The sequence below is a fragment of the Streptomyces sulphureus DSM 40104 genome, assembly GCF_000381025.1.
In the GTDB taxonomy this organism is placed as follows: Bacteria; Actinomycetota; Actinomycetes; order Streptomycetales; family Streptomycetaceae; genus Streptomyces; species Streptomyces sulphureus.
This window is the reverse complement of the sequence record NZ_KB905824.1, coordinates 87670-113149: the sequence shown is the minus strand read 5'-3', so window position 1 is coordinate 113149 and position 25480 is coordinate 87670. Positions and strand designations below refer to the sequence as shown.

The 25480-nt window shown below is 73.3% G+C and carries 21 protein-coding genes; 8 read left to right on the top strand and 13 right to left on the bottom strand.

Annotated elements, in window-relative coordinates; translation table 11 throughout:
• Positions 1-4: 4 nt before the first annotated feature.
• From F603_RS0126775 to F603_RS0126745, 7 genes are all read left to right on the top strand, one after another.
• Positions 5-529, top strand: coding sequence for an Lrp/AsnC family transcriptional regulator (locus F603_RS0126775; protein ID WP_019549018.1), 525 nt, complete (start codon positions 5-7; stop codon positions 527-529).
• Complete coding sequence (locus tag F603_RS0126770) at positions 526-1173, top strand: ABC transporter permease (RefSeq protein WP_019549017.1); 648 nt, start codon at positions 526-528, stop codon at positions 1171-1173. Before F603_RS0126775 ends, F603_RS0126770 begins: the two co-directional genes overlap by 4 nt.
• Positions 1166-2434: an ABC transporter ATP-binding protein gene (locus F603_RS0126765; protein ID WP_019549016.1), complete on the top strand. Its 1269-nt coding sequence runs from the start codon at positions 1166-1168 to the stop codon at positions 2432-2434. Before F603_RS0126770 ends, F603_RS0126765 begins: the two co-directional genes overlap by 8 nt.
• Complete coding sequence (locus F603_RS0126760; RefSeq protein WP_019549015.1) at positions 2431-3321, top strand: ABC transporter permease; 891 nt, start codon at positions 2431-2433, stop codon at positions 3319-3321. Before F603_RS0126765 ends, F603_RS0126760 begins: the two co-directional genes overlap by 4 nt.
• The gene (locus tag F603_RS0126755; RefSeq protein ID WP_019549014.1) at positions 3321-4346 is read left to right on the top strand and encodes a glycine betaine ABC transporter substrate-binding protein; all 1026 of its coding nucleotides are present in this window, start codon (positions 3321-3323) and stop codon (positions 4344-4346) included. Before F603_RS0126760 ends, F603_RS0126755 begins: the two co-directional genes overlap by 1 nt.
• A gap of 365 nt (positions 4347-4711) precedes the next feature.
• Entirely contained in the window at positions 4712-5659 is a 948-nt protein-coding gene (locus tag F603_RS0126750; RefSeq protein WP_019549013.1) for an alpha/beta hydrolase family protein, read from the top strand.
• A gap of 631 nt (positions 5660-6290) precedes the next feature.
• Complete coding sequence (locus F603_RS0126745; protein ID WP_019549012.1) at positions 6291-6512, top strand: hypothetical protein; 222 nt, start codon at positions 6291-6293, stop codon at positions 6510-6512.
• Positions 6513-6725: 213 nt separating this feature from the next.
• On the opposite strand, the gene F603_RS0126740 is transcribed toward F603_RS0126745, so the two are convergent.
• Positions 6726-7232: a CGNR zinc finger domain-containing protein gene (locus F603_RS0126740; protein ID WP_019549011.1), complete on the bottom strand. Its 507-nt coding sequence runs from the start codon at positions 7230-7232 to the stop codon at positions 6726-6728.
• Positions 7233-7339: 107 nt separating this feature from the next.
• On the opposite strand from F603_RS0126740, the gene F603_RS0126735 reads away from it, so the two are divergent.
• A complete protein-coding gene (locus F603_RS0126735; protein WP_019549010.1) occupies positions 7340-8215 on the top strand; it encodes an alpha/beta fold hydrolase in 876 nt (291 codons plus the stop codon).
• Positions 8216-8299: 84 nt separating this feature from the next.
• Here F603_RS0126735 and F603_RS0126730 read toward each other — a convergent pair whose 3' ends face one another.
• The 12 genes from F603_RS0126730 to F603_RS0126675 form a co-directional block, all read right to left on the bottom strand.
• Positions 8300-9124, bottom strand: a complete 825-nt coding sequence (locus tag F603_RS0126730; RefSeq protein ID WP_019549009.1) for a S16 family serine protease — start codon at positions 9122-9124, stop codon at positions 8300-8302.
• Between the two features lie 53 nt (positions 9125-9177).
• Positions 9178-9822 (bottom strand): IclR family transcriptional regulator, encoded by a 645-nt coding sequence (locus F603_RS0126725; RefSeq protein WP_019549008.1) that lies wholly within the window; start codon positions 9820-9822, stop codon positions 9178-9180.
• Between the two features lie 518 nt (positions 9823-10340).
• Positions 10341-12161, bottom strand: coding sequence for a DEAD/DEAH box helicase (locus tag F603_RS0126720; protein WP_078503765.1), 1821 nt, complete (start codon positions 12159-12161; stop codon positions 10341-10343).
• A 206-nt stretch (positions 12162-12367) separates the two neighbouring features.
• Positions 12368-13450: a YeiH family protein gene (locus F603_RS0126715; protein WP_019549006.1), complete on the bottom strand. Its 1083-nt coding sequence runs from the start codon at positions 13448-13450 to the stop codon at positions 12368-12370.
• Entirely contained in the window at positions 13450-14061 is a 612-nt protein-coding gene (locus F603_RS33030; protein ID WP_019549005.1) for a cysteine dioxygenase family protein, read from the bottom strand. Before F603_RS33030 ends, F603_RS0126715 begins: the two co-directional genes overlap by 1 nt.
• Positions 14062-14142: 81 nt before the next feature.
• Entirely contained in the window at positions 14143-15048 is a 906-nt protein-coding gene (locus tag F603_RS0126705) for a LysR family transcriptional regulator (protein ID WP_019549004.1), read from the bottom strand.
• A gap of 42 nt (positions 15049-15090) precedes the next feature.
• On the bottom strand, positions 15091-16671 hold the full coding sequence (locus tag F603_RS0126700) for an MFS transporter (RefSeq protein WP_019549003.1): 1581 nt from the start codon (positions 16669-16671) through the stop codon (positions 15091-15093).
• A gap of 209 nt (positions 16672-16880) precedes the next feature.
• Positions 16881-17183 carry a hypothetical protein gene (locus tag F603_RS33025; protein ID WP_019549002.1) on the bottom strand — a complete coding sequence of 101 codons (303 nt, stop codon included), beginning with the start codon at positions 17181-17183 and terminating at the stop codon, positions 16881-16883.
• 749 nt (positions 17184-17932) lie between these two features.
• Entirely contained in the window at positions 17933-20269 is a 2337-nt protein-coding gene (locus F603_RS0126690; RefSeq protein ID WP_019549001.1) for a xanthine dehydrogenase family protein molybdopterin-binding subunit, read from the bottom strand.
• 109 nt (positions 20270-20378) lie between these two features.
• A complete protein-coding gene (locus F603_RS36320) occupies positions 20379-22376 on the bottom strand; it encodes a 2Fe-2S iron-sulfur cluster-binding protein (protein WP_019549000.1) in 1998 nt (665 codons plus the stop codon).
• Positions 22373-23320, bottom strand: a complete 948-nt coding sequence (locus tag F603_RS0126680) for an FAD binding domain-containing protein (protein WP_425427023.1) — start codon at positions 23318-23320, stop codon at positions 22373-22375. The genes F603_RS36320 and F603_RS0126680 overlap by 4 nt, the downstream gene beginning before the upstream one ends.
• Before the next feature lie 308 nt (positions 23321-23628).
• A complete protein-coding gene (locus F603_RS0126675; RefSeq protein ID WP_019548998.1) occupies positions 23629-25398 on the bottom strand; it encodes a beta-N-acetylhexosaminidase in 1770 nt (589 codons plus the stop codon).
• Between the last annotated feature and the right edge of the window lie 82 nt (positions 25399-25480).

Here is a 25480-nt window from a genome sequence, read left to right as displayed (position 1 = left end):
AGCCATGGGTATCGATCGGCTCGACGGTCGACTGCTCGAACTCCTCGCCGACGAGCCGCGGATAGGCGTCCTCGAGGCGTCCCGCCGTCTCGGCGTCGCGCGCGGAACGGCGCAGGCACGACTCGACCGCCTCCGGTCGAGCGGAGTCGTACGCGGCTTCGGTCCCGACGTCGATCCGGCGGCCCTCGGCTACCCGGTCACCGCCTTCGCAACGTTGGAGATCAAGCAGGGCCAGGGCGCCGACGTCCGCGAGCACCTCAGCGGCGTGCCCGAGGTGTTGGAACTGCTCACCATCACTGGACAGGGCGACATGCTCTGCCGCCTGGTGGCCCGCTCCAACGCGGATCTCCAGCGTGTGATCGACCGGGTCGTCGGCTTTGGTGGCATCGTCAGGGCCTCCACGGCGATCGTCATGGAGAACCCGGTACCGCTCAGGATCGTCCCGCTGGTCCGTCAGGCCGCGGGGGGCACGGAGCCGCAGCCCCCGGTCGATCGCACGAACCGGATGACCGAGGAGAGGGCCGAGTGAACTTCTGGGAGTACGTGAGCAACAGATATGCGCAGCTACTGGCGGACTCGTACCAGCACGCAAGCGCCGTCTTCCAGTGCATGGTCGCGGCCACCGTCATCGGCGTGCTGCTCGGGGTGGTGACCTACCGCACCGAGTGGGCGGGCAACCTCGCCACCTCGACGACGTCAGCGATCCTCACCGTCCCCTCGCTCGCGCTGATCGGTCTGCTGATCCCGATCGTGGGACTCGGTGTGACGCCGACCGTCATCGCGCTGACGCTGTACGGACTGCTGCCGATCGTGCGCAACTGCATCGTGGGGCTGCGCGGCGTCGATCCGGCGCTCGTCGACGCGGCCAAGGGACTGGGGATGTCGCGGGTCGGCCGGCTGCTCCGCGTCGAACTGCCGCTCGCCTGGCCGCCGATCCTCACCGGCATCCGCGTCGCCACGCAGATGCTCATGGGGATCGCCGCGATCGCCGCCTTCGCCTCGGGCCCGGGGCTCGGCAACCTCATCTTCCGCGGGGTCGCCTCGCTGGGCAGCGCCAACGCACTCAACCAGGTCCTCGCGGGGACGCTGGGCATCGTCATCCTCGCGCTGCTCTTCGACGGCGCCTACGTCCTCATCGGACGCCTGACCATCCCGAGGGGGATTCGTGCCTGACACCCCGTCCACCACGACCGAAAGCGGAGACTCCGCACAGGAGCAGCCGTTTAACGGCGGCGACGGCCGGACGACCGGCGCAACGATCCGCCTGGAGTCGCTGAGCAAGACGTACCCGGGCGCGACGGAGCCCGCCGTCGACAACGTCAGCCTGGAGATCGAGGCCGGCGAGACGGTGATCTTCGTCGGCCCTTCGGGCGGCGGCAAGACGACGCTGCTGAAGATGATCAACAGGCTGATCGAGCCGACCTCGGGACGCATCAAGATCAACGACGAGGACGTCACCGACATGGACGCGGTGAAGCTCCGCCGCAACGTCGGCTACGCCATCCAGCAGTCCGGGCTTTTCCCGCACATGACGGTCGCCCAGAACATCGCGACCGTGCCGAAGATGCTCGGCTGGAAGAAGGCGCGGATCAAGGCGCGCGTGGAGGAGATGCTCGACCTCGTCGGGCTCGACCCGGCGGAGTTCCAGCAGCGCTACCCGCGGCAGCTCAGCGGCGGCCAGCAGCAGCGCGTCGGCGTCGCCCGCGCCCTCGCGGCCGACCCGCCCGTGCTCCTCATGGACGAGCCGTTCGGCGCCGTCGACCCGATCACCCGCGACCATCTCCAGGACGAACTCATCCGGCTCCAGCACGAGTTGCGGAAGACGATCGTCTTCGTCACCCACGACTTCGACGAGGCGATCAAGATCGGCGACCGGATCGTCGTCCTCCGCGAGCAGTCGCACATCGCGCAGTTCGACACCCCCGAGGCGATCCTCACCAACCCCGCGGACGACTTCGTCTCCGGCTTCGTCGGCGCGGGCGCCGCGCTCAAGCGGCTCAACCTGACGCGCGTGCGCGACGTGAACGTCGGCGAGGTCCCCGTCGCCACCTTCGACCAGCCGCTCCGCTCGATCTTCAGCCTCCTCGACGCGGGCCAGGGCAACGAGGTGCTCCTCCTCGACAAACACCGCCGCCCCTACAAGTGGCTGCGCCGCGGCGACCTGATGCGCGCCAAGGGCTCGCTCGCCCGCGCCGGCACCCCCGTCAACGACACGGTGACGCGCGACGCCACCCTGCGCGATGCGCTGGAGGCCGTGCTCACCGACAACGCGGGACGGGTTCCCGTCACCGGGCGGCGCGGCGAGTACACCGGCGTCGTCGACATGACCACGCTGATGAACTCCGTCCACGAACTCCTCGACGAGGACCGCATGGAGGCGATCGAGCACCAGCACCAGTTGGAGGAGCAGGCGGCCGAGGAGGGTTCCTCGTGAACGCCCCGCACGACCACCGCTCAGGCTCCGGGGGCGACTCCCGCGGGGACCGGAAGCTGCTGGAGTCGCTGAAGCACGAGCGCGACGGCGTCGAGGACCTCGGGGACGACGAGGCACTCGCCGAGGTCCCCGCCGAGGACAAGCCGCTCGCCCGTCTCACCTGGCCGAAGCTGACCGTCCTCCCCGGGGCCATCGCGCTGCTGCTGCTCGCCACCTGGCTCTGGTTCCGCGGGGCCGAACTCGACGCCGTGGCACAGAACTCGATCTCGGGCGGCAACGTACAGGTCCGGCTGCTCCAACACGTCCAACTGACGGTGATCTCCACCTTCTTCGTGCTGATCATCGCGATCCCGCTCGGCATCGCCCTCACCCGCGGCAAGGTCTCGCGGATCGCGCCGTTCGCGATGCTCTTCGCCAACCTCGGACAGGCCGTCCCCTCGCTCGGCCTGCTGATCCTCCTCGTCATCTGGCTCGGCATCGGCGCCAAGACGGCGATCATCGGCATCGTCATCTACGCGATCCTGCCGGTCCTCGCCAACACCATCGCCGGGCTGCGCGCCAACGACCCCGCGCTGCTGGAGGCGGCGAAGGGCATCGGCATGTCGCCGCTCGCCGTGCTCACGCGGATCGAACTGCCGCTCGCCGTACCGCTGATCCTCGGCGGGGTGCGCACCGCGCTCGTCCTCAACGTCGGCACCGCGACGCTCGCCACCTTCGGCGGGGGCGGCGGCCTCGGCGACCTGATCACCGACGGGATCACCAACCAGCGGATGCCGGTGCTGCTCCTCGGCTCCGTGCTCACCGTCGCGCTGGCGCTGCTCGTCGACTGGCTGGCCTCACTCGCCGAACTACTGCTGCGTCCGCGTGGCTTGGAGGGAGCATCCTGATGCGCGGCCTGACACGGGGCGTCTCCGCCACGAGGACACGGGCCGCCGGCGCACGGCGCGCACGCCGCTGTGCGCCCCCGGCGCTCGCGCTCGCCGGAGCGCTGACGCTCAGCGGGTGCGGCCTCGTCAGCGGCAGCCCGATGACCGACTCCCTCCGACCGGGGAAGATCGGCAAGGGCAAGCCGCTCAAGGGCGCCGAACTCACCGTCACCTCGAAGGAGTTCACGGAGCAGATCGTCCTCGGCCAGATCATGGGGATCGCCTTCAAGGCGGCCGGCGCCGAGGTCGTCGACCGGACGAGCATCCAGGGCTCCATCGGTGCCCGCGAGGCCGTACGCTCGGGCACCGCCGACGGCATGTACGAGTACACCGGCACCAGTTGGATCACCTACCTCGGCCACACCAAGCCGATCGTCGACCCGCACAAGCAGTGGGAGGCCGTACGGGACGAGGACGCACGGGAGGGCCTCACCTGGCTTCCGCCCTCCTCGCTCGACAACACCTACGCGATCGCCGTCAACGAGCAGGTGCAGAAGAAGTACGACGTGCACACGCTCTCCGACATGGCGAAGCTCGAGAAGGAGGACCCGTCGGCCGTCACCGTCTGCTCCGAGAACGAGTTCGCCTCGCGCGAGGACGGCCTCAGGGGCATGGCACGCGCCTACGGCATGAAGATCCCGTCCTCGCAGGTGTCCAAGATGAGCGGCGGCGTCGTCTACACGCAGACCGCAGCGGGCACGTCCTGCAACTTCGGTGAGGTCTTCATGACCGACGGCCGCATCAAGGCCCTCGACCTGAAGCTCCTGGAGGACGACCGCAAGTTCTTCCCCAACTACAACGCGGCACCCGAGATCAACACCGCGACGCTCAAGCGGTACCCGCAGATCCGCGAGGTACTGGCACCGGTCACCAAGAAGCTCGACAACGACGTGGCACAGGAGCTCAACGCCAGGGTCGACGTCGACGGCGAGGACCCGCACACGGTGGCGCTGGACTGGATGAAGGAGGAGGGCTTCATCGGGTAGGGGTTCCGCAACACCGGCGCCACCGCCCCCGCACGGGAGACGACGTGCGGGCGCGGTGGCGTTTTTGTCGGACCAACTCCCCTGAGGCCGCGCGTTCGCGGTTGCTTGCGCCACCTGCCCATGGTGCTGTGCCGGTTGCCTTCTCCTCTGCCCGCACGGCCTCCGGCACGGCCAGGTGCGGACGTCTGCTCACGGCAAGACGCCCGGCAGTTTCCCGTAGCCCCACGGTGGTCAACTCACCTGCTACGGCCAGGACTCGGGGCGCTTCCGAACCTGGCGAGACTCGCACCGTCCTCATAATCTCAAATCTGATAACGTTCTCGTTGTTGCGAACGAATGAGGCGCGAGACGAAAGAGGCGAAGCCTTGCCCGACATCGACATGGCTGTCACCGCGGACGACGGAACCCCGCTGGCCGGCACCCTGACGCTGCCCCCCGGCCCGGGACCGCACCCGGCCGTCCTGCTGCTCCACGGCTCCGGCCCGCTCGACCGCGACGGCAACGCACCGAAGCTCCCCATGAACCTGGCGCAGCCGGTGGCCGAAGCCCTCGCCGCCCGGGGCATCGCCACCCTGCGCTACGACCGACGCGGCACCGGCGCCACCCCGGGCGACTGGCGGAGGAGCAGCTTCCACGGCAACCGCCTGGACGCCGCCGCTGCGCTGCGCGCCCTGTCCGGCAGGCCCGACATACGTGCGGACGCGGTCGGCCTGATCGGCCACAGCGAGGGCTCCCTGCACTCCATGGCACTGGCCGCCCGGACCGACGTACGGGCGACGGTGCTGCTCGCCGGCTTCGCCAACCTGGGCGCGGACGCCTTCCGTTGGCAGGGCCGCGCCATGGTCGCGAGCATGCCCGCTCCCGTCCGGCTGCTGAGCCGGCCGCTGGGAGCACTGGGCAACCGGGGTCTCGCGCGGCTGAAGAAGACCCGTACGGACGTGGCGCGCGTCGCCGGAGTCAAGGTCAATGCCCGCTGGGTGCGCGAGGTGCTCGCCCACGACTCCCGGAACGACCTCGCCGCCATCCACACCCCCGTCCTCGCCGTCACCGGCGCCAAGGACCTCCAGGTCGACCCGGCCGACCTCGATCGGATCGCCCGGCTCGTACCCGGCGGCGCGGAGACCTTCCGCATCCCCGACCTCACCCACCTCCTGCGGCGCGACCCCGAACGCCCCGCCCCGAACTCGTACCGTCGCCTGATGCGCGAACCGGTCGACGCGTACCTGCTGGAGCTCGTCGCCGAGTGGCTCCGCCACCACCTGGACGCGGCCGCTCTCGAGCCGTCTACCGCGGGACGGGTGGCCTCGTCCTGAGCCCGGCGAGGACCTGCGGGCGCACGCCTCGCCGTGGGACTCCTGCTTGCCTCGTGGCCGACTCGGAGCGGCGGGGCGCGGCGAACTCCCCGCTGCCTGCACCTGACGAGCGCCCTCTCGACGCCGGTGGCCGATACGGATTGCCGGGCCGTGCCGCCTGGTGTCGTACGAGCGCCGCGTCACCGACATCCTCGACGCGGCTGCCGTTCCGGTTGCTGTGGCTGGCGCAGGGCCGCCCGCGACCGTCCATGCCGATCCGCCACGCGACGGAGAGCCCGACGCCGGGCCGTGCTCCGGGGCCGTGCGATGCGCAGCCTGCGGCGCCCGGGCAACCGACACCGGTGCTACGAGCTGACATCCGTCCAACTCGTTCTAGTTGCCCAGCATTTGATCCACCGGACAGCAGCCCACCCGTCCCAACCACGCCTTCGAGCTGTGAACGACGTGCCCACGCAGCCGTCTTCAAGCTCGGACAGGAACGCTCCCCCGGCGTCGACTTCCGAATCTCCGGCTCGGGAGCACGAGGCACCCGGACGACAGCCGCAACACCCTCACCCGACACCGTGCCCTCACTCCGACGGAAAGCGCCGTGCCGACCGCGACCCGAACACCGATCTCCAGGAACCCCACCATGACCCGCACCGGCTGGTACGAACTCCCTGACAAAACCGGCCCGTTCGACCTCCGCAGCGGCGACCGCGTCCTACACGGCGGACGCTGGTCCACGATCGTCGGCCTCTACACCCCCGGCAGCTCGGGCCGCGGTCGAGTCCTCCACCTCGACGACGGCCACCTCTACCTCCTCCGCCCCACCGAACGCCTCCGGGCCTGCCGTTGCACATGCGGCCGTTGAGAGCGCGTTGGCCACCCGTCCCGTGACGGCCACGGAGCGCCCGGACGCCAGCCGCGCACAACGGGCTCCGCCGCATGCGCCCGGAACCGCTCGGAGCGGAACGCGCGTGGCCGGTGGGTCGTCCATGACGGCGACGGCTTCGTCACCGCGTCGGACCCGCTCCCGCGCATCCCTGCGGCGATCGCCGGTTTTCGGGGTGAGCCCCGCAGGCCCTCACCCACCGCCCGAACCCCCGCGCGCCCGCGCCTGATGACGGCGGGCCTTGAGGCGGTTCCCGCAGGTCTTCATCGAGCACCAGCGTGCGGAGTTGGCGCGGCTGCGGTCGAGGAGGAAGAGGCGGCACTCGGGGTTCTCGCACGGGCGGAGGCGGCCCGGGAGACGCTCGTTGACGTCCGCCCAGGCGAGGACGAGTTCCACCGCGAGCCTGCGGTCGGGCGGGATCTCCAACTCCCAGTCGACGCCCGACGGGCCGGGCCGCGGGACCTTGCGCACGCCGGCGAGGACCCGGCGCAGTCGGGGCTGCGCCGACGCGCCCGTCTCCGCGGCCTGGAGCGCGTCCCTGGCGGTGCGCAGCCAGCGGCGTTCCGCGTCACCGCCGCAACCCCCGTGCTCCTGTGCCCAGTTGTCCAGCTCGCGGTCGTCGCGCCACAGGTCCCGGCGGCGGCCGTCGGCGACGGGGGTGCTGTTCAGCGCCTCCATCAGGGCCTGTTCCTCCAGCACGACGCCCTCCCTTCAGCTAACCCTATCAAGTGGTTTGACAGGTTACCCCCAGGACGGTCTACTGGCCACCGAGGGATAACCTGCCCACAGATCTGAAGGGGTTAGCCATGGTTGAGGTGCGCCACCGCTACGCGACGGTGCAGGGACACCGCGTCTTCTACCGCGAGGCAGGGGCCGGAGAAGCGCCCGCGCTCGTGCTCCTGCACGGATTCCCCTCCAGCTCCCGCATGTTCCGCCGTCTCGTCCCGGCGCTGGCCGACCGCTTCCGCGTCATCGCCCCGGACCACCTCGGCTTCGGGAACTCCGACGCCCCGCCCGCGGAAGCCTTCCCCTACACCTTCGACTCGCTGGCCGACATCACCGAGGAGCTTCTCGCCCAACTCGACGCCGCCCGCTACGCGTTGTACGTCCAGGACTACGGCGCCCCCATCGGCTGGCGGCTGGCCCTGCGCTCCCCCGAAGCCGTCACCGCGATCGTCACGCAGAACGGCAACGCCTACGAGGACGGCTTCGTACCGGAGTTCTGGGACCCCGTGTGGGCGTACTCCGAGAACCCGGGTCCCGAAACCGAACCCCCCGTCCGCGCGGCCCTCTCGCTCGACGCCATCCGGTGGCAGTACCTCCACGGAGTGGACCGGCCCGAGCTCGTCGACCCCGACACCTGGGCCGTCGACCACCGCGAGGTCAACCGGCCCGGCAACGACCTCGTGCAGCTCTCCCTGCTCCGCGACTACGCGAGCAACCGATCCCTCTACCCCCGGCTCCACGCCTACTTCCGGGAACGCCAGGTCCCGCTCCTCGCGGTCTGGGGAGCCAACGACGAGATCTTCGGGCCGGACGGAGCACGCGCCTTCGCAAGGGACCTGCCGGACGCGGAGATCCGTCTCGTACCCGGGGGCGGGCACTTCCTGCTCGAAAGCCACCTGGACACCGTGGCCGGGTACATGCGCGGGTTCCTCACCACCGTGGGCTCGACGGTGTGAAGCGCGCGCCCGGACCCCCGACAGGAACCCGCACGAGCCGCAACGTCAGGGCGCGCTGCTCCCCCACCCCGGCGGCCCCGGAGTTCAGCACGTCGGCATGTTCTCGCCCTTGCGCAGCTTCGACAGCGCGTCCAGCGCTCCGTCGAGCGTGGCGACCGGCACCAGCCGCAGCCCGTCCGGGAGTTCGGCCCTGGCTTCCTGGCACTCGGCCTTGGGGACGAGGAAGACGCTCGCACCGTCGCGCTTCGCGGCCTGCGTCTTCAGCGGGACGCCGCCGACCGCGCCGACCTTGCCCCGGCCGTCGATGGTGCCCGTGCCCGCGACGGTACGTCCGCCGGTGAGGTTGCCTCCCGCGCCGTCCCCCTCCAGCTTGTCGATGATCCCGAGCGAGAAGAGCAGTCCCGCGCTGGGCCCGCCGACGTCGGCGAGGCGCAGCGTGACGTCGACGGAGCCGGGGGCGCGGCCGAGCTGGCGCAGGGCCGCGTCGACCGCCGCGTCCTGGGAGTCCTTCATCTCGCTCGCGTTGTGCTCCTCGATCTCCTCGACGCTCTCGCCCTCGGGGTAGACGGCGGCGCGCGGCATCACCGCGCGCCTGCTGTCGAACCACCCGCTCGCGACGTCGCCGATGCGCACGCTCGCCTCGGGCGCCGTCGCCGCGATCGTGGTCAGCAGCAACCGGCCCTGCTCGTCGGCCGCCTGTTCACCGGACTCCTCGTCGCGCGGGACGCTGATCACCGACTTGCCCTTCTCCTCGCCGAGGACATCGGCGGTGATGCCGGGCTGCGCCACCGCGAACGGCAGCGGCGCGAGGACGGCGGCGAGCAGCAGGGCGAGTGCGGGGAGGAAGGAGAGGACGAGGCGGGTGCGGCGGTCGAGGTTGCGGAGGCTGCGGGGCTGCTTCTCGGTCACCCCGGCAATCTAGACGATCCGCCGCCGGCCGCCCGACCGCGGGGCGCGCCGCCCTACCGCAGCGCCTCGGCCACGTCCTTCGCCGCGCGCACCACGCGCTCCCCTATCTCCTCGCTCACCGCCTCGGAGAGCATCACCACCCCGACGCTCCCCTCGATCCCGCCGACCCCGAGCACGGGTGCCGCGGCGCCGCTCGCGCCGGCCTCCAACTCTCCGTGGGTGAGGACGAATTGGCGGTCGGGGCCGTCACGGAGGCCGCGTCCCGCGAGGATCGCCCGGCCCGCGGCGCCGCGCTCGAGCGGGTGCCGGAAGCCGGTGCGGTAGGCGACGTGGTAGTCCGTCCAGCTCGGCTCGACGACGGCGACGGCGAGCGCCTCGGTGCCGTCGACGAGGGTGAGGTGCGCCGTGGCGCCGACGTCCTCGGCGAGCTCGCGGAGCGCGGGCAGTGCCGCCTCGCGCACGAGCGGGTGCACCTGCCGTCCGAGCCGCAGCACGCCGAGGCCGACGCGGGCCCTGCCGCCGAGGTCGCGCCGGACCAGGGCGTGTTGTTCGAGGGTGGCAAGGAGGCGGTAGACGACGGTCCGGTTGACGCCGAGTTTGCCGGAGAGTTCGGTGACGGTGAGGCCGTGGTCGGTGTCGGCGAGGAGTTTGAGGACGCGCAGTCCCCTGTCGAGTGTCTGAGAGGTCTCCGCGGTCACGAAGCGCCCTCCTCGGGTGAGTTGCGGCGGCCGTGGTCGCGGCGCCCCTGGCACCGGTCGCAGGCCGCCGGCCCGGGTGGTGCCCCGAGCGCCGGCGCAGGCGTCGGCCGGTCGCGGCGGTAGGGACTCGGGGCTGCGTACGGTCGCCACCGGTTGCGCTCCGCGGCGGCGTTGCCACGGGGCGTGTGTGTGACGCGAAAACCTATCGACACGCACCGCCCTCCGGAAGGGCCTGTCCAGTATCCGGGCAGAAACTCTCCCGAAACACGGCAGGAATTGCTCAGGGGCCCGTGCGGAGCGTGCGGAGTCGCCTGGCTTGCGGCCCGTACGCGGACTCAACTTACCTGTGCAGAACGGCTGTTGCAGGGAATATCGAGGCGCTGCGGTAGCCCGTGCGGTCGCCGCACCCTCCGCCGCCCGGGACACGCAGGGCATCGCCGGGCCGGGGTGCAGGCGCTCGACGCGTCGCGGGCCTGCCGTCCGACGGGCGGGGCCGCCTCCCTGGTCAGCACGCGGGCTCAACGCATGCGCGTCGCCCACTCCTTGACCTTCTGTATCCGCTGATCGATCTGGCCCGCCGTCGCCTCGGCCGTCGCGGGACCGCCGCAGGCGCGGCGGAGCTCGGTGTGGACGACGCCGTGCGGCTTGCCGCTCTGGTGGGAGTAGGCGCCGACGAGCGTGTTGAGCTGCTTCCGCTTCTCCAGCAGCTCCTTGTGCGTGACGACGGGCCGCCGCTCGGCCGGCATCTCCAGCAGGTCGGCCTCGTCGTCGGGCTTCTTCCTGCTGTGCGAGATCTGCCGGGCCTGGCGGCGCTGGAGGAGGAGCTGCACCTGGTCGGGTTCGAGGAGTCCGGGGATGCCGAGGTAGTCCTGCTCCTCCTCGCTGCCCGGGTGCGCCTGCATGCCGAACTCGGCGCCGTCGTAGGTCACCCGGTCGAAGACCGCGTCCGACTCCAGTGCCTCGAAGGAGAGTTGGTCCTGCTCGCCGGTGTCCTCGTCCTTCTCCTCCTCCGCCTCCTTCAGGAGGTCGGCCTCCTCCTCGTACGGGTCGTCGCCGCCGTCCTTCGCCGGCTTGTCGAGGACGTGGTCACGCTCCTCCTCCATCTCGTGCGCGAAGCTCAGCAGCGTCGGGACCGTCGGCAGGAAGACCGAGGCCGTCTCGCCGCGCCGCCTGGAGCGGACGAACCTGCCGACGGCCTGAGCGAAGAAGAGGGGTGTCGAGACGGTGGTGGCGTAGACGCCGACGGAAAGGCGCGGCACGTCGACGCCCTCGGAGACCATGCGGACGGCGACCATCCAACGGTCGTTCGAGTGCCGGAACTCCTCGATCCGGTCGGAGCTGCCGGCGTCGTCGGAGAGGACGACGACCGGCTTCTCGCCGCTCGCCTCGCGGAGCAGCTTGGCGTAGGCGCGGGCCGAGTCCTGGTCGCTCGCGATCACCAGGCCACCGGCGTCGGGGACGGCGCGGCGGACCTCGCTCAGGCGGCGGTCGGCGGCGCTGAGCACCGAGGGCATCCACTCGCCTCGCGGGTCGAGCGCCGTCCGCCACGCCTGCGAGGTGGCGTCCTTGGTCATGGGCTCGCCGAGGCGCGCCTCGACCTCGTCGCCGGCCTTCGTACGCCAGCGCATGCTGCCGCTGTAGGAGAGGAAGATCACCGGACGGACGACGCCGTCGGTGAGCGCGTCTCCGTAGCCGTAGGTGTAGTCGGCGACGGAGCGGCGCAGGCCCTCTCTGTCCTCGGCGTACTCGACGAACGGGATCGGGTTGGTGTCGGAGCGGAACGGCGTGCCGGTGAGGGCGAGTCGGCGGGTGGCCGGCTCGAACGCCTCCAGGCACGCCTCGCCCCAGGAGCGGCTGTCGCCCGCGTGGTGGATCTCGTCGAGGATCACGAGGGTCTTGCGCTGCTCGACGCGGTTGCGGTGGAGCATCGGGCGGACGCCGACGCCGGCGTAGGTGACGGCGACGCCGTGGTACTCCTTGCTCAACGGGCCCGCGCTGTACTCCGGATCGAGCTTGATGCCGACCCGCGCCGCGGCCTCGGCCCACTGCTTCTTCAGATGCTCGGTCGGCGCCACCACCGTCACCTGCTGGACGTGGTGGTGATGGAGGAGCCAGGAGGCGAGGCTGAGCGCGAAGGTCGTCTTGCCGGCGCCCGGCGTCGCGACGGCGAGGAAGTCGCGCGGCTGCCGCTCCAGGTACGCGTCCATCGCGGTCTGCTGCCAGGCGCGCAGCTTGCCTGCGGTACCCCACGGCGCCCGCCCGGGAAAGGCGGGCGGGAGGTTGGTGGTTGCGGGGGAGGTAGTCACGGTCTCCGTACGGGTCGCTGGTCGCAGTCGCATCGCTCGGCGCCGCTGCACCGGGCGACCGCGACAGCCTACCCGCGCCGCCGGGCGGAGGCCGCGGGGGAGTCCGCTCCCCCTGGTTCGCCGTCGTGCCCGGAAGCGCTCGCCCCCGGACGCGCGCCGCGGCTCGGGCGCCTCCGCCGCCCTCCTCGGCGACGTGTGCCACTCCCGGACGACGGGCCGCCGTGACCAGCCCGCATGCGCTACCCGGTGAGTACCACCCCGGCGTACGACACCCCACCGATCACCACCCAGGCGCCGAGGCCGAGTGCGGCGACGCGCACCCCCGTGCGCGCCAGCGTCGGGAGGTGGACGGCGCTGCCGAGGCCGAACAGCGCCGCGGCGAGGACGACTTCCTGCACGGTGCCCGCCGCCTCCAGCGTCCCGTCGGGAAGCAGCCCCGTGGTGCGGACGGCGGCGGCCGCCGCGAACCCGGCGACGAAGAGCGGTACGAGCGGCGGACGCTTCCCGCTCCCCGCCGGCACCTCGCGCCCGGCGCGCACGCGGGCGCGGACACCGAAGGCGACGGCGGCGACGAGCGGCGCGAGCATCAGCACCCGGACCAGCTTCACCAGCACCGCCTGCCCGAGCGCGTCGGGCCCGGCCGTCTGCGCGGTGGCGACGACCTGCCCGACGTCGTGCACGCCCGCGCCGACCCAGCGCCCGAACTCGGCGTCGTCGAGCCCCAACGGGCCCTGGAGCAGCGGAAGTACGGCGATGGCGAGGGTGCCGCAGAGCGTCACCAGTGCGATGGAGGTGGCCGTGTCCCGCGCGGCCTCCGGGCCCCTGCTGCGGCGCACCTCGCTCACGGCGCCGATCGCCGAGGCGCCGCAGATCGCGTACCCGGTGGCGACGAGGAGCGGTTGGTCGCGCGGCAGGCGCAGCAGCCGCCCCAGCCACAGTGTCCCGAAGAACGTCACGGCCACGACGGCGACGACCATGCAGGCGGTCGCCCAGCCGAGCCCGAGGACGTCGGAGAGGCTGAGCTTGAGACCGAGGAGCACGATGCCGAGCCGCATCAGGCGCTTGCCCGCGAACGTCAGGCCCGGCCCGGCGAGGCCGTGCACCAGCGTGCGCGCGCCCGGCAGATGGGCGGCGAGGACGCCGAGGACGAGCGCGGCCGTGAGCGCGGGAAGCGCCGGCAGCACGAGGTGCAGCGCGAAGGCGAGCGCGGTGCCGACGGCCGTGAGGGCGAGCCCCGGCAGGCGGGAGGGGACGCGCGGCGCGTCCCGTGCGGGCGGCTCGGCGCCCGTCCGCCGGGCCGCCCGTTCGCCGAGCAGGGCCATCAGGCCCCGGCCTTCGGCTGCCCCTCGTGGGCCTCGGGGAGTTCGTAGACGCGGCGGACGCTGCTGCCGAGGCGGGAGACGTCGGCGCCATAGAGGTGCAGGGAGATCGCCGTCCCGGTGCCGCCGTTCCACACCCGGTGTATGTCGCCGGGTGGCGCGAACCCAGCTACGGTGCCGGTCGGGCTCACCACGTCCTGCGTCGGCACCAACCGCGCCTGCGCCGCCGCGGATTCGGCGGGCCGCAACCGGTAGCGACGCTCGTGCTCCTCGCCGTGGTGCACGCCGGTGACGCACCAAGCGACGTGGTCGTGGATCGACGTCGACTGGCCCGGCAGCCACACCAGCGCGACGACGGAGAAGCTCCCGTCCGGCTCGGCGTGGAGGAGGTGCTGGCGGTAGCGGTGCGGATCGCCCTCGTGCTGCTCGGGCGTGAGAAGGTCGTCGGCGCCCAGGTGCGGCGCGAGCGCCTCGCCGACGAGGTGTGCCGTGGCGTCCGGCGGCAGCCCGCGCCCGACGACCGCGCGTACCTCGTCGACGAGGGCGGCCGAGCGCGGCGTCGTCGCGCCGCCCGGTGAGTGCGCTGCTTCGAGTGTGCGGCTCGGGGAGACCATGCCGGCAGCGTGCCGAGGCCGTGCGGGCGCGTCCAACGACGGTCCCTTCGCCCGTACTTCACTTCTGCTTATGGGCGGACCTCAGCACCCCACGCGGTTGGTGGCGGCCGTCCGCAGGCCGTCGAGTACCTGCGCCGTCGCGGGGATCTCCAGGTGCTCCCGCAGCACGTACGCACACACCCGCCGCCGCGAGGCGGGGTCGAGGGCGCGGCCCGTCACCTTGCGGTGGGCGAGGAAGTCGAGGACGAGTCCCGGCATCATCGCGACGCCGAGGCCCTCCGCGACGAGGCTCTGTATCACCAGGTTGTCGTCGGTGGTGAAGGCGATGTCGGGCGCGAAGCCCAACTCGGCGCACTCGTGGAGGAAGTTGGCGCGGCACCGCGGACAGCCGGCGATCCACCGCTCCTCCGAGAGCTCGGCGAGCCGCACCGCGCGGCGTCGCGCCATCGGGTGCCCCGCCGGCATCAGGACCGTCAACTGGTCCTCCATGAGCGGTATCTCCACCAGCTCGTCGGGGACCTGTTCGCGCAGCCCGGGGTAGGTGAAGGCGAGCGTGACGTCGCACTCGCCGCGCACCACCTTCTCCAGCGTCTCCGGCGGCTCCCCCTCCTGGAGTTCGACGCGGACGCCCGGGTGTTCGACGGCGAGCGCCGCCAGCGTCTCCGGCACCAGCGTCGCCGCGGCGCTCGGGAAGGCGCACACCCGCACCCGTCCGGAGCGCAGGCCGGTGAGCGCCGACATCTGACGGTGCGCGGCGGCGATGCTGTCCAGGATCACCCCGGCGTGCCTCGCCAGCGTCTCGCCCGCCTCGGTGAGCCGCATCCGCCGGCCGGCGCGGACGAAGAGCGGTGTCCCGACGGAGCGCTCCAGCGCCTTCATCTGCTGGGTGATCGCCGGCTGGGTGTAGCCGAGTTCACGCGCCGCCGCCGAGTAGGAGCCGGTGCGGACCACCTCGTGGAAGGTGCGGATGTGCCGGGAGTCGAACATGCCGGAACCATAAGCGGATTTTGGGGTGCGGGCACCGGACGGTCACGGGCTCTTCTGGGCGGGCGTGCTCCCCAGCACCCGTCCCGCGACCGCCACCCCCAGCACCGCGACCGCCGCCGCCACCGCGTAGACGCCGACGAAGGCGCCGCCGCCCGCCGCCTGTTCCGCCGTCGCGCCCGTGTGCGCGGCGCCCGTCGTGCCGCCGCCGAGCGCGGCGAAGACGGCGCCGGTGCAGGCGAGGAGGACGACGGTGCTGAGGCTGTCGGAGACCTGGAGGGCCGAGGAGTTGCGTCCCGCCTCCGCCGGCGGGGAGAGCCGCAGGAGCAGCACGCTCATCGAGGAGATGACGAGGCCCATGCCGAAGCAGCCGAGCGCCATCGTCAGCGCGAGCGTCCACACCGGCACCGACTCGACGAGCACCAGCGGCACGTAGACGATGGAGAGCGCGACGAACACCATGCCCAGCCGCACCAACTGCGCCCGGTACGGCTCCAGTCGGGACCGCGCCTGGAGGTAGGAGCCGAGCGCCCAGGCCGCCCCGCCGGCGGCGAGGGTGAGCCCGGCGAGCGTCACGGAGAGCCCCCGCTGGGTGACGAGCATCAGCGGGACGAAGCTCTCGGCCACCACGTACGCACTCGCCGCGACCCCGCGGAGCAGGATGACGGCGGGCAGCCCGCGCGCGGCGCGGTAGGTTCCGCGCGGCAGCAGCGCCAGCGCGGCCGGCACCAGCAGCCCGGCGCCGACGACCGCGGGCACCAGCGAGAACCAGCGCAACTCCTGCCCCGCGTACTGCAACAGGCCCGCTCCCGCGGCGACCCCCAGCGCGAGCCTCGTCCTCCGCACGTCCCAGGGGCCCGGTGCCTCCGCGCCCTCCGGCGGGCCCGAGGCGGCGCGACGCAGCGGGGGCAGCATCGCCGCGAGCGGCAGCAGCACCAGTGCGGGGATGCCGAGGAACACCCAGCGCCAGCCGAGGTGTTCGGTGACCGTGCCCGCGATGAGCGGGCCGACGGCCGAGGGCAGGACCCAGGCGGCGGAGAAGGCGGCGAGGATCTTCGGGCGCAACGCCTCGGGATAGGCGCGCGAGACCACGACGTAGAGCGCGACGATCACCAGGCCGCCACCGATCCCCTGCACGGCGCGCGCGAAGACGAGCGTCCACATCGACCCGGCCGTCCCCGCCAGCAGCAGCCCGGCGGCGAAGGCGACGATGCCGGTGCCCAGCGGGGCCAGCGGCCCCCGCCGGTCGCACCACTGCCCCGAGACGACCATGCCGACGAGCGAGGTGGTGAAGAACGCGGAGAAGGCGTAGGCGTAGAGCGGCACCCCGTCGAGCTCCTGCGCCGCGACGGGCATGGCCGTACCGACCGCCGTCGCCTCGAAGGCGACGAGCAGGACGACGGAGACGATGCCGAGGCTCAGCGCCCGGTACGGCGGACGCAGCACCGAGCCGGCGGGCTCCGGCTCGACGGGCGGGCGCGAACCGGCTCCGGGCGCAAGCATGTTGCCCGTCTCCCCGGCCGTCGCCCGCACGGTGACGGCCTCCGCCGGGGCCCGTCCGGCGCCGGCGGCTCCGGTCGGGGGCTCACCGGGGTCCGTGTCCTGCGGCTTGTCGGATGCACTCATGCGGGCACCGTAAGCCTCACCGCTCGTCCGGGGACCAGCCGAGCGACGGAACATCACTGGGGCCTTGGTCCGAGAGCGGCGGGGCCTGGTGCGGTCGGGCGGTGTCGGAAGGGCGGTGCGCCCCGTCGTCCCGGTGCTCGGGCACCGGGACGACGGGGCGCAGTGTTCGTCCGCTCCCCCGTGTCGGACGAGATCGGGCCGCGGACGTTTCAGTAGCGCGGCTTGAGGTAGAGGGTGTACTTCCAGTTCGACAAGCTCTGCTTGCACGTGTAGGCGGTCCACTTGGCGCTCGCCCGCACCGCGTCCCTGCCGTCCTTCTGACAGTTCGTCTTCGTCCAGAAGGTGCCTCCCTTGTCCCAGCACGCCTCGGGCGCGCACGCGGCGGCCGTCCCCGCGGACGGGGCGGACGCGCCGGACGGCGAGGCGCCGGCAGCGCCGGCGAGGGCCGGGGAGAGGACGAGTCCTGCGGTCGCCACGGTCGTGGCGAGACCCTTCGTGAGTCGTCGAGCCATTGCAACACCTCTTCGCTCTCGTTCGCGATCGGGACCGGGCGGCCCCGGCAGCCCTCTTCGGGCCGACGCGTAAGACGCTAGGGCGAGGCCGTATCAGATGTGTCAGCGCCGCGTCGCAATCGCGCAATCGCGTGCCTGAGCAGACTTCGACCAGTCGTACGCATGCGCCTCTGCGTCAGAGTCTTCCGCGCCACTTTTCCGTTGCTGACGCGAATCGCCGCCATCCGTGCTTTCCGCTCGGCATTCCGAGCAGCCTGTACCGAGGGGGAAGGACGCGTCGGCCGTGGTCGCCGGCGTCGAAACCACGTACTACAGGGCTGGTTCGCGCCGGTGGAGGTCACCGCGGCCAGGCGCACCAGAGCGCGTCACCCCGCAGACGCTGCCGAACCGGCCGGGACCAAAGGACACGTGCGCCACAGAACCGGCTGCCGAACAGGCCACCTCCCGGACCGAGTTCACGCCGCACGGAACCGACGCAGCGCCTCCCGACGCTTCACCACGATCGGGCGCCTCTTGACTCACCGCCGGAGAAGACCGCTGCCGAACCGGCCGTCACGCAGGCCCGGTTCACACCGAACAAGCCAGCCGTCTCGCCCTGGCGCGCTGCCCGGAGCGAGACGGCGCCGCAGCCCCCGACACCCGCACCTTGCGAAGCAGGCACACACAAGAACGTCCGCCAACGACCCGCCGCCGGCCTGCTCAACCCCGGCGACGCCAACTCCCCCCGCCGGACGCCCGTTTCACCGCCGCTACTGCGACCCCACCGCAGCCGCCTGCGGCCGGATCGGCAGCCGATTGGCGGGACGCCCCGTCGCCGCGCGCACGGCGGAGGCCACGGCGGCGGGCGCGACGACGACCGGTACACCGGACGCGGCCTTCGCGCCGAACGGCGCCACCACGTCGCGCTCCTCGACGAGCTTGACGATGCGCACCTCGGGTGCGTCGAGCGCGGTGGGGAGCGCGTAGGTGCGCAGATCGGGGTGGCGGACCATGCCGCCGGCGACGCGCAGGTGCTCGCTGAGCGCCGCACCGACCCCCTGCGTGACACCGGCCTCGATCCGCGCTCTCAACTGCCGCGGGTTGAGAACCCGTCCGACGTCCTGCGCCACGGCGACCTCCACGACGCGCACCGTGCCCAGCTCGATGTCGACGTCGACCACGGCGCGCATCGCTGCGAAGGCGAGACCGACGAACGCGTCGCCCTGGCCCGTCTCGTCGAGCGGCTCGGTGGGGTGCGGCCTGCACTGCGCCGTCGCCCAGAGCTCCTTGTCCTCCAGCGCCTCGACGACGGTCGTGGAGAGGACGCCGTCGTACGAGGTGATCTTGCCGTCGGCGATGGAGAGCAGCTCGGTCGACATCCCGAACTTCGCCGCGAGCGGCTGGAGTAGCTGTGTGCGCACCATCTTCGCCGCGCGCTCGACGGCACCGCCCGAGACCCAGGTGTGCCGTCCGCGCATCGCGGGCCCCGCCGAGGGCTGGTCGGTGTCGACCGGTACGACGTGGACCTCGTCGATACCGAGGGTCTCCTGGACGATCTGCCGCGCCAGCGTGGTGAACCCCTGGCCCGAGTCGGCCGCCGCGCACAGCACGGTCGCCGTGGGGCCGCTCACCTTCACCGTCGCCGTGGAGACCTCGTCCGCGCCCTCGGCGCCGAGCATGTGCACCATGCCGAGCGCGTAGCCGACGCCGCGACGCACCGCCGCGGGCTCCCCCGCGCCGCCGGGGCCGCCGGGAAGGAGCCACTGGTGCTGCGGCCCCTCTTTGGGGAGCGGAGGCAGCGGCGCCTCGCGCACCGCGTCGAGGAGCTCCTCGACGGGGGCGGGGCAGGTGACGGTCTGCCCCGTGGGAAGGAGGTCACCGGTGGCGAGGACGTTGCGCTTGCGCAGCTCGGCGGGGTCGATCCCCAACTTGGCGGCGAGGCTGTCCATCTGGGCCTCGTGGGCAGCGCAGACCTGCATCGCGCCCTCGCCGCGGAGGTGCCCCGCGGGCGGGTTGTTGGTACGCACCATCCAGCCGTCGACGACGGCGTGCGGCACGACGTAGGGCCCCGCCGCGAAGGAGACGGCCGCGGCGAGCGCGTCGGACGAGGTGTCGGCGTAGGCGCCGGCGTCCATGAGGATCTGGGCCTCGACCTTGAGCAACTTGCCCTCGGCGTCGGCGTGGTGGCGGTACCGCAGCAGCGTCGGATGGCGGTGCGGATGCCCGAGGAAGGACTCCTCGCGCGTGACGGCGATCTTGACGGGGCACCCCGTGCGCATCGCCAGCAGCCCGAGCGGCACCTGGAGCGCGACGTCCTCACGGTCCCCGAGCGACCCGGGCACCCCGGTGACGACGATCTTGACCTGCTCCGGCGGGAGCCCGAAGCAGGCGGCGGCAAGGTCGCGATCGGTGTGCGGGTCGGTGGAGGCCGTGTAGATCTCCACACCGCCGTCCGGACGCGGCACCGCAAGCGCCGACTCGGCCCCCACGGGCGCCGGGTCCTGCCGCCCGATGCGGTACATCCCCTCGACCATCACCTCGCCGGAGACGGACGGGTCGCCGTACCGCAGCGGGATGTGGCGCACGACGTTGCCGTCCGGGTGGAGCGGCTCGCTCTCGAACGACTCCTGCGGGTCGGTGAGCGCGTCGAGCACCTCGTACTCGACCGCGACGGCTGCGGCGGCGAGGCGCGCCGTGTCCGGGTGGTCGGCGGCGACGGCCGCGATCGGCTCCCCGTGGTAGCGCACCTCCTCGCGCGCGAAGACCGGTTGGTCGGCGACCTTCCGCCCGAAGGACTCCTCGCCCGGGATGTCACGGTGTGTGACGACGGCGAGGACACCGGGCATCGCCTCGGCCTGCTCGGTGTCGATCGAGACGATCCGCGCCCTGGGGTAAGGCGACCGGTGCACGGCAGCCCACAGCAGGCCCTCGGCCCACAGGTCAGCGGCGTAGGGGAAGGTGCCGGTCACCTTGGCCGGCGCGTCCTCGGGGGTGAGGGAGGCGCCCAACCCGTGTGCGGCGAGGTCCTCTTCGGGGGCGGCGTCCGCGGCGACGGGGCCGCCCGTCCGGGTGGCTCGGTTACTGCGCGTCTCGGCCATGTCCGTCATGCCACCGCCTTCCTGAGCGTGGGCGGGAGGGTGCTGTGCCGGCCGCGGGCCGCGGCGCGGAGATGGCGCGCGCACGGGCGGTGCGCGCGCGGGGTGCCGGGCGCGGACGTCACTGCCGGCCGCCCTGGTCGTGGGGGCCGGGGTGGGCACCGCCGGCGCCGGGGGGCGCCTGGTGCGGGATGTGCGGCCCCTGTCCGTGCGGCACGCCGCCCGGGTGCTCGCCCGTCTGCGGGGGGACGAACTGGCCCTGGTGCGCCGGGGGTTCGGGCTGCTGCGGCTGCGGGATCTGCGCGACGGGCGGTGCCTCGCGCTCGGCCTGCGCCTCGGGCGCGCCCTCGCCCTCCGCGCCCTCGTCCTCCTCGCCCGCGTGGGCGCGCTCGGCGACGACGCGGCCGACCGCGTCGAGGATGCCGCGGTAGCCGGAGCAGCGGCAGAGGTTGCCGCAGATCGCCTGCCTGACCTCCAGCTCGCTGGGGCGGTGGTTCCCCTCCAGCAGGTCGTGGACGGTCATCGCCAGCCCGGGGACGCAGAAGCCGCACTGGACGAACCCGCCCTCGGCGAGGGCGCGCTGGACGTCGGAAGGGGTGCCCTCGGAGGCGAGCCCCTCGACGGTGCGCACCTCGCTCCCGGCAGCCGTGGCGGCGGGCACCAGGCACGAGGCGACGAGCCGCCCGTCGACCTGTACCGAGCATGCGCCGCACTCCCCCTGCGCACAGCCGTCCTTGGCCCCGGCGAGGCCGAGCCGCTCGCGGAGCACGTAGAGCAGGGACTCGCCGATCCACGAATCGGTGACCGGTCGGTCGACGCCGTTGACGCGCAACGCGTAGGAGACGTGCGGGTGTTCGCTGTCCACCAGCGCTTCGGACGGGGCCTCGACGTCCGGGACGTCGGCCGCTTCCGCCCCGTCGGCCGCGTCGGGTTCCGGTGCGTCGCCGGCATCGGGTTCCGGTACGTCGTCCGCATCGGGCTCCGGTGCGTCGCCGGCGCCGGGTCGCGGTACGGCACCCGCACCGGGTCGCGGTGCGTCGCCCGCATCGGGTCGCGGTACGGCACCCGCGTCGGGTTCCGGTACGGCACCCGTGTCCGGCCCCGCGCCGGGTCCCGTCGCGGGCGGCTCCGCGCTCCCGCCCGCGTGCGGCGTCTCGTCCCCGGGCCCCGCGCCTTCCGGCTCCTCGGCGCCGGACGCCTGCCCGGAAGCGGCCGTGCCCCCGTCGGCCGGGATGCCGGCCCCGCCCGACGGCGGCGCCACGGTCCCGTCCGGTCCCGTCCGCGAGGGCCAACCGGCCGGCTCCACAGGCATGTTGGACACACCGGGCCCTACGGGCGCGCCGTACGCACCCGTCCCCTGCGGTGCGCCACCGGGCTGCGCGCCGGGCGAACCGCCCTCCGCGTGGGCCGCGTGCCCCTCGGCCGCGCCACCGCCCGCGCCGAGCGGACGCCGGCTGCGGGCCTCGTGCGACCCCGCGAGCGCCGCCGCGGCACCCTGGCCCGAGGGCCCGTGCCCGGAAGCGGAATCCGGCTCGGCCTCCGGGTACGCGGCCGCACCCGGGGCGTCGTGCCACTGCTGCGCCTGCACGGGCGGCACGCCGGAGTCGACCGGTGTACCGCCGAACCGGCCCTCGACGCCAGGGGGTTGGGCAGCGTACGGCCCGTACCCGGGGCCGCCCGCGTACGCGCCGGGGTGGGGCGGCGCCTCCGGCGCGCCATCGTGGCCCCCGTACGGGTGCGTGCGCGCCTCGGCCTCGCCGCCCGGCACCTCGGCCGCGTACGGCAGTACCCACTGCCCCGTCGCCGACGGGTCGGTGGAGGCGGCCGGCGTCATCGGGCCCGCCGGGTCGATCGTGGGCGGGGTGTATCCGCCGGTGCCGGTGCCGGGCGCGGCGAGCGGGGTGCCCGGGCCGCCGGCCGACGCGGACGGGTCGGCCTGGTAGGCGCCCAGGTCGGGAGGGAGTTGCACGAAGGCCGTCGCGTCCGAGTCCTCGCCGGGGCCCCAACTCGGGGGCGTCTGCTGCTCGTACGGGGTGTGGGGCGGAGGCGGGGCCTGCCATCCGCCGTGCTCCGCCTCGCCGCCCGCACCTGTGCTGTCGTGGTCGTTCTCGTTGCTCATGCGAGTGCTCTCCCGAGTCCCCGACGGGACAGTGTGGCCACCGTACGCCGCAAGTGCAGCGCCGCGGGCGGAAGTACGGGGGGCTCGCCCTCGGCCTCCTCGGCAGGCGGGTCGGGGATGCACGCCATGGCGACGTACTCCCCGAACGCCGTCAACGCGCCCTCGGGGAGGCCGCGTCCGCCCTCCCAGTCGATGAGCGAGGCGATCCAGCGCTCCGCTTCCAGCGGGCGCAGCGGCATCGGCGCGACGGCGCCCACCGCGCACCGCACCCCGCGGCGCACCGGGTCGAGCACGACGGCGACCGAGGCGAGCGCGCGGCCGGGTCCCGTACGCCCCGTCGCCTTGAGGAAGGTCTGCGGCGCGTGCAGCAGCGGAACCCTTACATGGCCGACGAGTTCGCCCGGCTGCAACATCTCGACGCCGGCGAGGAGATGGCTCACCGGCACCTCGCGATGCGCGCCCCCGGGGCCGGCGATGGACAGCGTCGCCTCCAGCGCGGCGAGGACCGGCAGCGCGTCGCCCGTCGGTGCGCCGGTGACGACGTTGCCGCCGAGCGTGCCGGCGTTCCGCACCTGCGGCGGGCCCGCGACGCGGGCCGCGGCGGCGAGCCCGGGGATGAGGGCTGCGAAGTCGGGTCGGCACATGCGCGCGTGGGTGAGCCCCGCGCCGAGTACCGCGTGCCCGTCCTGGTACTCCCAGCCGCGGATACCGCCGACGCGGCCGAGGCCGACGAGGGCGGCGGGGCGGAGTTGGCCTGCGTTGACGTCGGCCATGAGGTCGGTGCCTCCGGCCACGGGCACGGCCGCGGGGACGGCGGTGAGCGCCGAGACGGCCTCGTCGAGCGTGGTGGGCAGCATGACAGACGGCACAGCCTGCTCGCCGTGCAGCGGATGCCGTACGTGCGTGCTCAATCCAGCGCCCCTTCCCCGGTCTTCCCCGGCCATCCCCGGACCGCTCGGAGCAGGCCGGGGCTCCCCGACCTCCCCGGCCGCACTGACCGTACGGTACGTGCTCACGGCCCGGCGGTGGCAACTCTGGCATATCCCGGCGGGCTGTCCACACGAGGGTCCGGGACGGGCGATTGTGTCCCGAAGAGGGCCTATTGGGAAGAAGAGCCGCTATCGACCGTGAAGTGCACTCGGGGAAGGCGGCGACGGCGGCGAACCGGCCGACGGGGACCGGGGCTTCGCACGCGCGGCCGAGCGCGTGCGCACCGCGGAGCGCCGCCGCGATGCGCACGCACGGGCGGCGCTCACACGATCGGGGGTGCTCCGTCGATCGGGCGTCCGAGCACGCCGGGACGACGCTGCCAGGGGTAAGGCCCGGACGGCGGGCGGTAGTTCACGCCCATCGCGTCGAGCCGCGGGTAGTGCGCGCGCTCCATGCGGCGCTCGAACCCCTCGACGTCGCGCTGCCCCGGCGCCGGGAGCTGCGACCAGGCGACCTCCGCCAGCGCGACGAGCCGCGGGAAGAGCTGGTAGTCGACGCGCTGCGGCGTCTCGGTGCACTCCGCCCACATGGTGGCCTGCGTCCCCAGCACCCGCGCCGCGAGCTCCGTCCCCGCCAGCTCCGGGGGCACGGGCTCGAACCGGTAGACGTCGGCGAGGGTGCGCACGTAACCGATCGGCACCGGCTCGTCCTCGCCCGCGTCCTGCCGGTGGTCGAAGTAGACCTGCTGCTCGGGGCAGATGACGACGTCGTGCCCCGCACGCGCAGCCGCGACGCCGCCCGCGTACCCGCGCCACGAGGAGACGGCGGCGCCGTCGGGAAGGTCCGCGAGGACGGGTGCGTACGCCTCCCCGCTCGGCCCGTCCGCGCGGAGCGGGGAGGCGGAGGACGGCCGGGCGTCGGGGACGACGGCGCCCGCTGCCGTGCGCGGGTCGGCGTCCTCGCCTTCGCCCTGGAGGATCTCGTCCCAACCGACGAGGCGGCGGCCCCTGGCGGCGAGCCACTCCCCGAAGTGCCGGAGCATCCACGCCTGGAGGGCGTTCTCGTCGGGAAGACCGAGCTCGGCGAGGCGTGCCTGCGCCGAAGGGGAGGCGCGCCACTCGTCCTTGGGGCACTCGTCTCCGCCGAGGTGGACGTAGGGCGAGGGGAAGATCTCCAGCACCTCCTCCAGCACCTCCTCGTAGAACCGCAGCACCTCCTCGGAGGGCGCCAGGAGGTGTGTGCTGATCCCCCAGTCCGTCCAGACGCCCAACTCCGCGGTGTCGACGCCCGCGTCGCGGTTGCCGAGCTCCGGGTAGGCGGCGATCGCGGCCTGCGAGTGGCCGGGGATGTCGATCTCGGGCACGACGGTGATCTGCCGCTCCGCCGCGTACGCGACGATCTCGCGCAGGTCCTCCTGCGTGTAGTAACCCCCGTGCGGACGCGGGTCCCAGAGCGGGGAGGCGCGGTGGCCGAGGCGGCTGCGCTCCCGCCAGGAGGCCACCTCGGTGAGGCGGGGCTTGCCGCGGACCTCGATCCGCCAGCCCTGGTCGTCGGTGAGGTGGAAGTGGAGGACGTTGAGCTTGTGCGCCGCGAGGAGGTCGAGGACGCGCAGGACGCCGTCCTTCGGCATGAAGTGCCGGGCGACGTCGAGCATCAGGCCGCGCCAGCGGAAGCGGGGCGCGTCGGCGAGGTGGAGCGCGGGGAGTGACCAGTCGGGTCCGCCGGGGAGCGGTGCGCGGCGGTACGCGGCGGGGCCGAGGAGCTGGCGGAGGGTCTGTACGGCCCAGTGGAGGCCCGGCTCGGCGGCGGCGGTGAGGGTGGCGCGCTCGGGCGTGACGTCGAGCAGGTACCCCTCGTCGCCCAGGCGTTGGTGCAGTCCGGGGTCGAGGAGGAGGCAGAGCGCGCCGTCGACCGGCTCGGGGGCGGGCGGCAGCGGTAGGCCGGTGGGCGGGCTCAGCTCGGCGCGGAGGCGGCGGGCGGCGCGCTCGGCGCCCGGGCCGGCGTGGAGCAGCGTCTCGGAAGTGAGCGGGAAGTGCCCGGACTCGGTGCGGACGGAGAGCGGGGCGGGTATCAGGCCGGTCGGATCGCCCATGGCGTCCTGCCTTTCGCATCGGGTGGCGGATATGCGGTCTGCGACGGGGAACTGCGGAGGAACCGGGCGCCTCGGGCGGACG

What these genes read in the sequence shown, in the direction of transcription:
- F603_RS0126720 (WP_078503765.1), bottom strand. Translation starts at nt 12,161, where the DNA reads ATGCGACTGCGACCAGCGACCCGTACGGAGACCGTGACTACCTCCCCC.
- F603_RS0126755 (WP_019549014.1), top strand. Translation starts at nt 3,321, where the DNA reads ATGCGCGGCCTGACACGGGGCGTCTCCGCCACGAGGACACGGGCCGCC.
- F603_RS0126705 (WP_019549004.1), bottom strand. Translation starts at nt 15,048, where the DNA reads ATGTTCGACTCCCGGCACATCCGCACCTTCCACGAGGTGGTCCGCACC.
- F603_RS0126680 (WP_425427023.1), bottom strand. Translation starts at nt 23,320, where the DNA reads ATGGCCGGGGAAGACCGGGGAAGGGGCGCTGGATTGAGCACGCACGTA.
- F603_RS36320 (WP_019549000.1), bottom strand. Translation starts at nt 22,376, where the DNA reads ATGAGCAACGAGAACGACCACGACAGCACAGGTGCGGGCGGCGAGGCG.
- F603_RS0126715 (WP_019549006.1), bottom strand. Translation starts at nt 13,450, where the DNA reads ATGGCCCTGCTCGGCGAACGGGCGGCCCGGCGGACGGGCGCCGAGCCG.
- F603_RS0126745 (WP_019549012.1), top strand. Translation starts at nt 6,291, where the DNA reads ATGACCCGCACCGGCTGGTACGAACTCCCTGACAAAACCGGCCCGTTC.
- F603_RS0126700 (WP_019549003.1), bottom strand. Translation starts at nt 16,671, where the DNA reads ATGAGTGCATCCGACAAGCCGCAGGACACGGACCCCGGTGAGCCCCCG.
- F603_RS0126675 (WP_019548998.1), bottom strand. Translation starts at nt 25,398, where the DNA reads ATGGGCGATCCGACCGGCCTGATACCCGCCCCGCTCTCCGTCCGCACC.
- F603_RS0126775 (WP_019549018.1), top strand. Translation starts at nt 5, where the DNA reads ATGGGTATCGATCGGCTCGACGGTCGACTGCTCGAACTCCTCGCCGAC.
- F603_RS0126690 (WP_019549001.1), bottom strand. Translation starts at nt 20,269, where the DNA reads ATGACGGACATGGCCGAGACGCGCAGTAACCGAGCCACCCGGACGGGC.
- F603_RS0126735 (WP_019549010.1), top strand. Translation starts at nt 7,340, where the DNA reads ATGGTTGAGGTGCGCCACCGCTACGCGACGGTGCAGGGACACCGCGTC.
- F603_RS33030 (WP_019549005.1), bottom strand. Translation starts at nt 14,061, where the DNA reads ATGGTCTCCCCGAGCCGCACACTCGAAGCAGCGCACTCACCGGGCGGC.
- F603_RS33025 (WP_019549002.1), bottom strand. Translation starts at nt 17,183, where the DNA reads ATGGCTCGACGACTCACGAAGGGTCTCGCCACGACCGTGGCGACCGCA.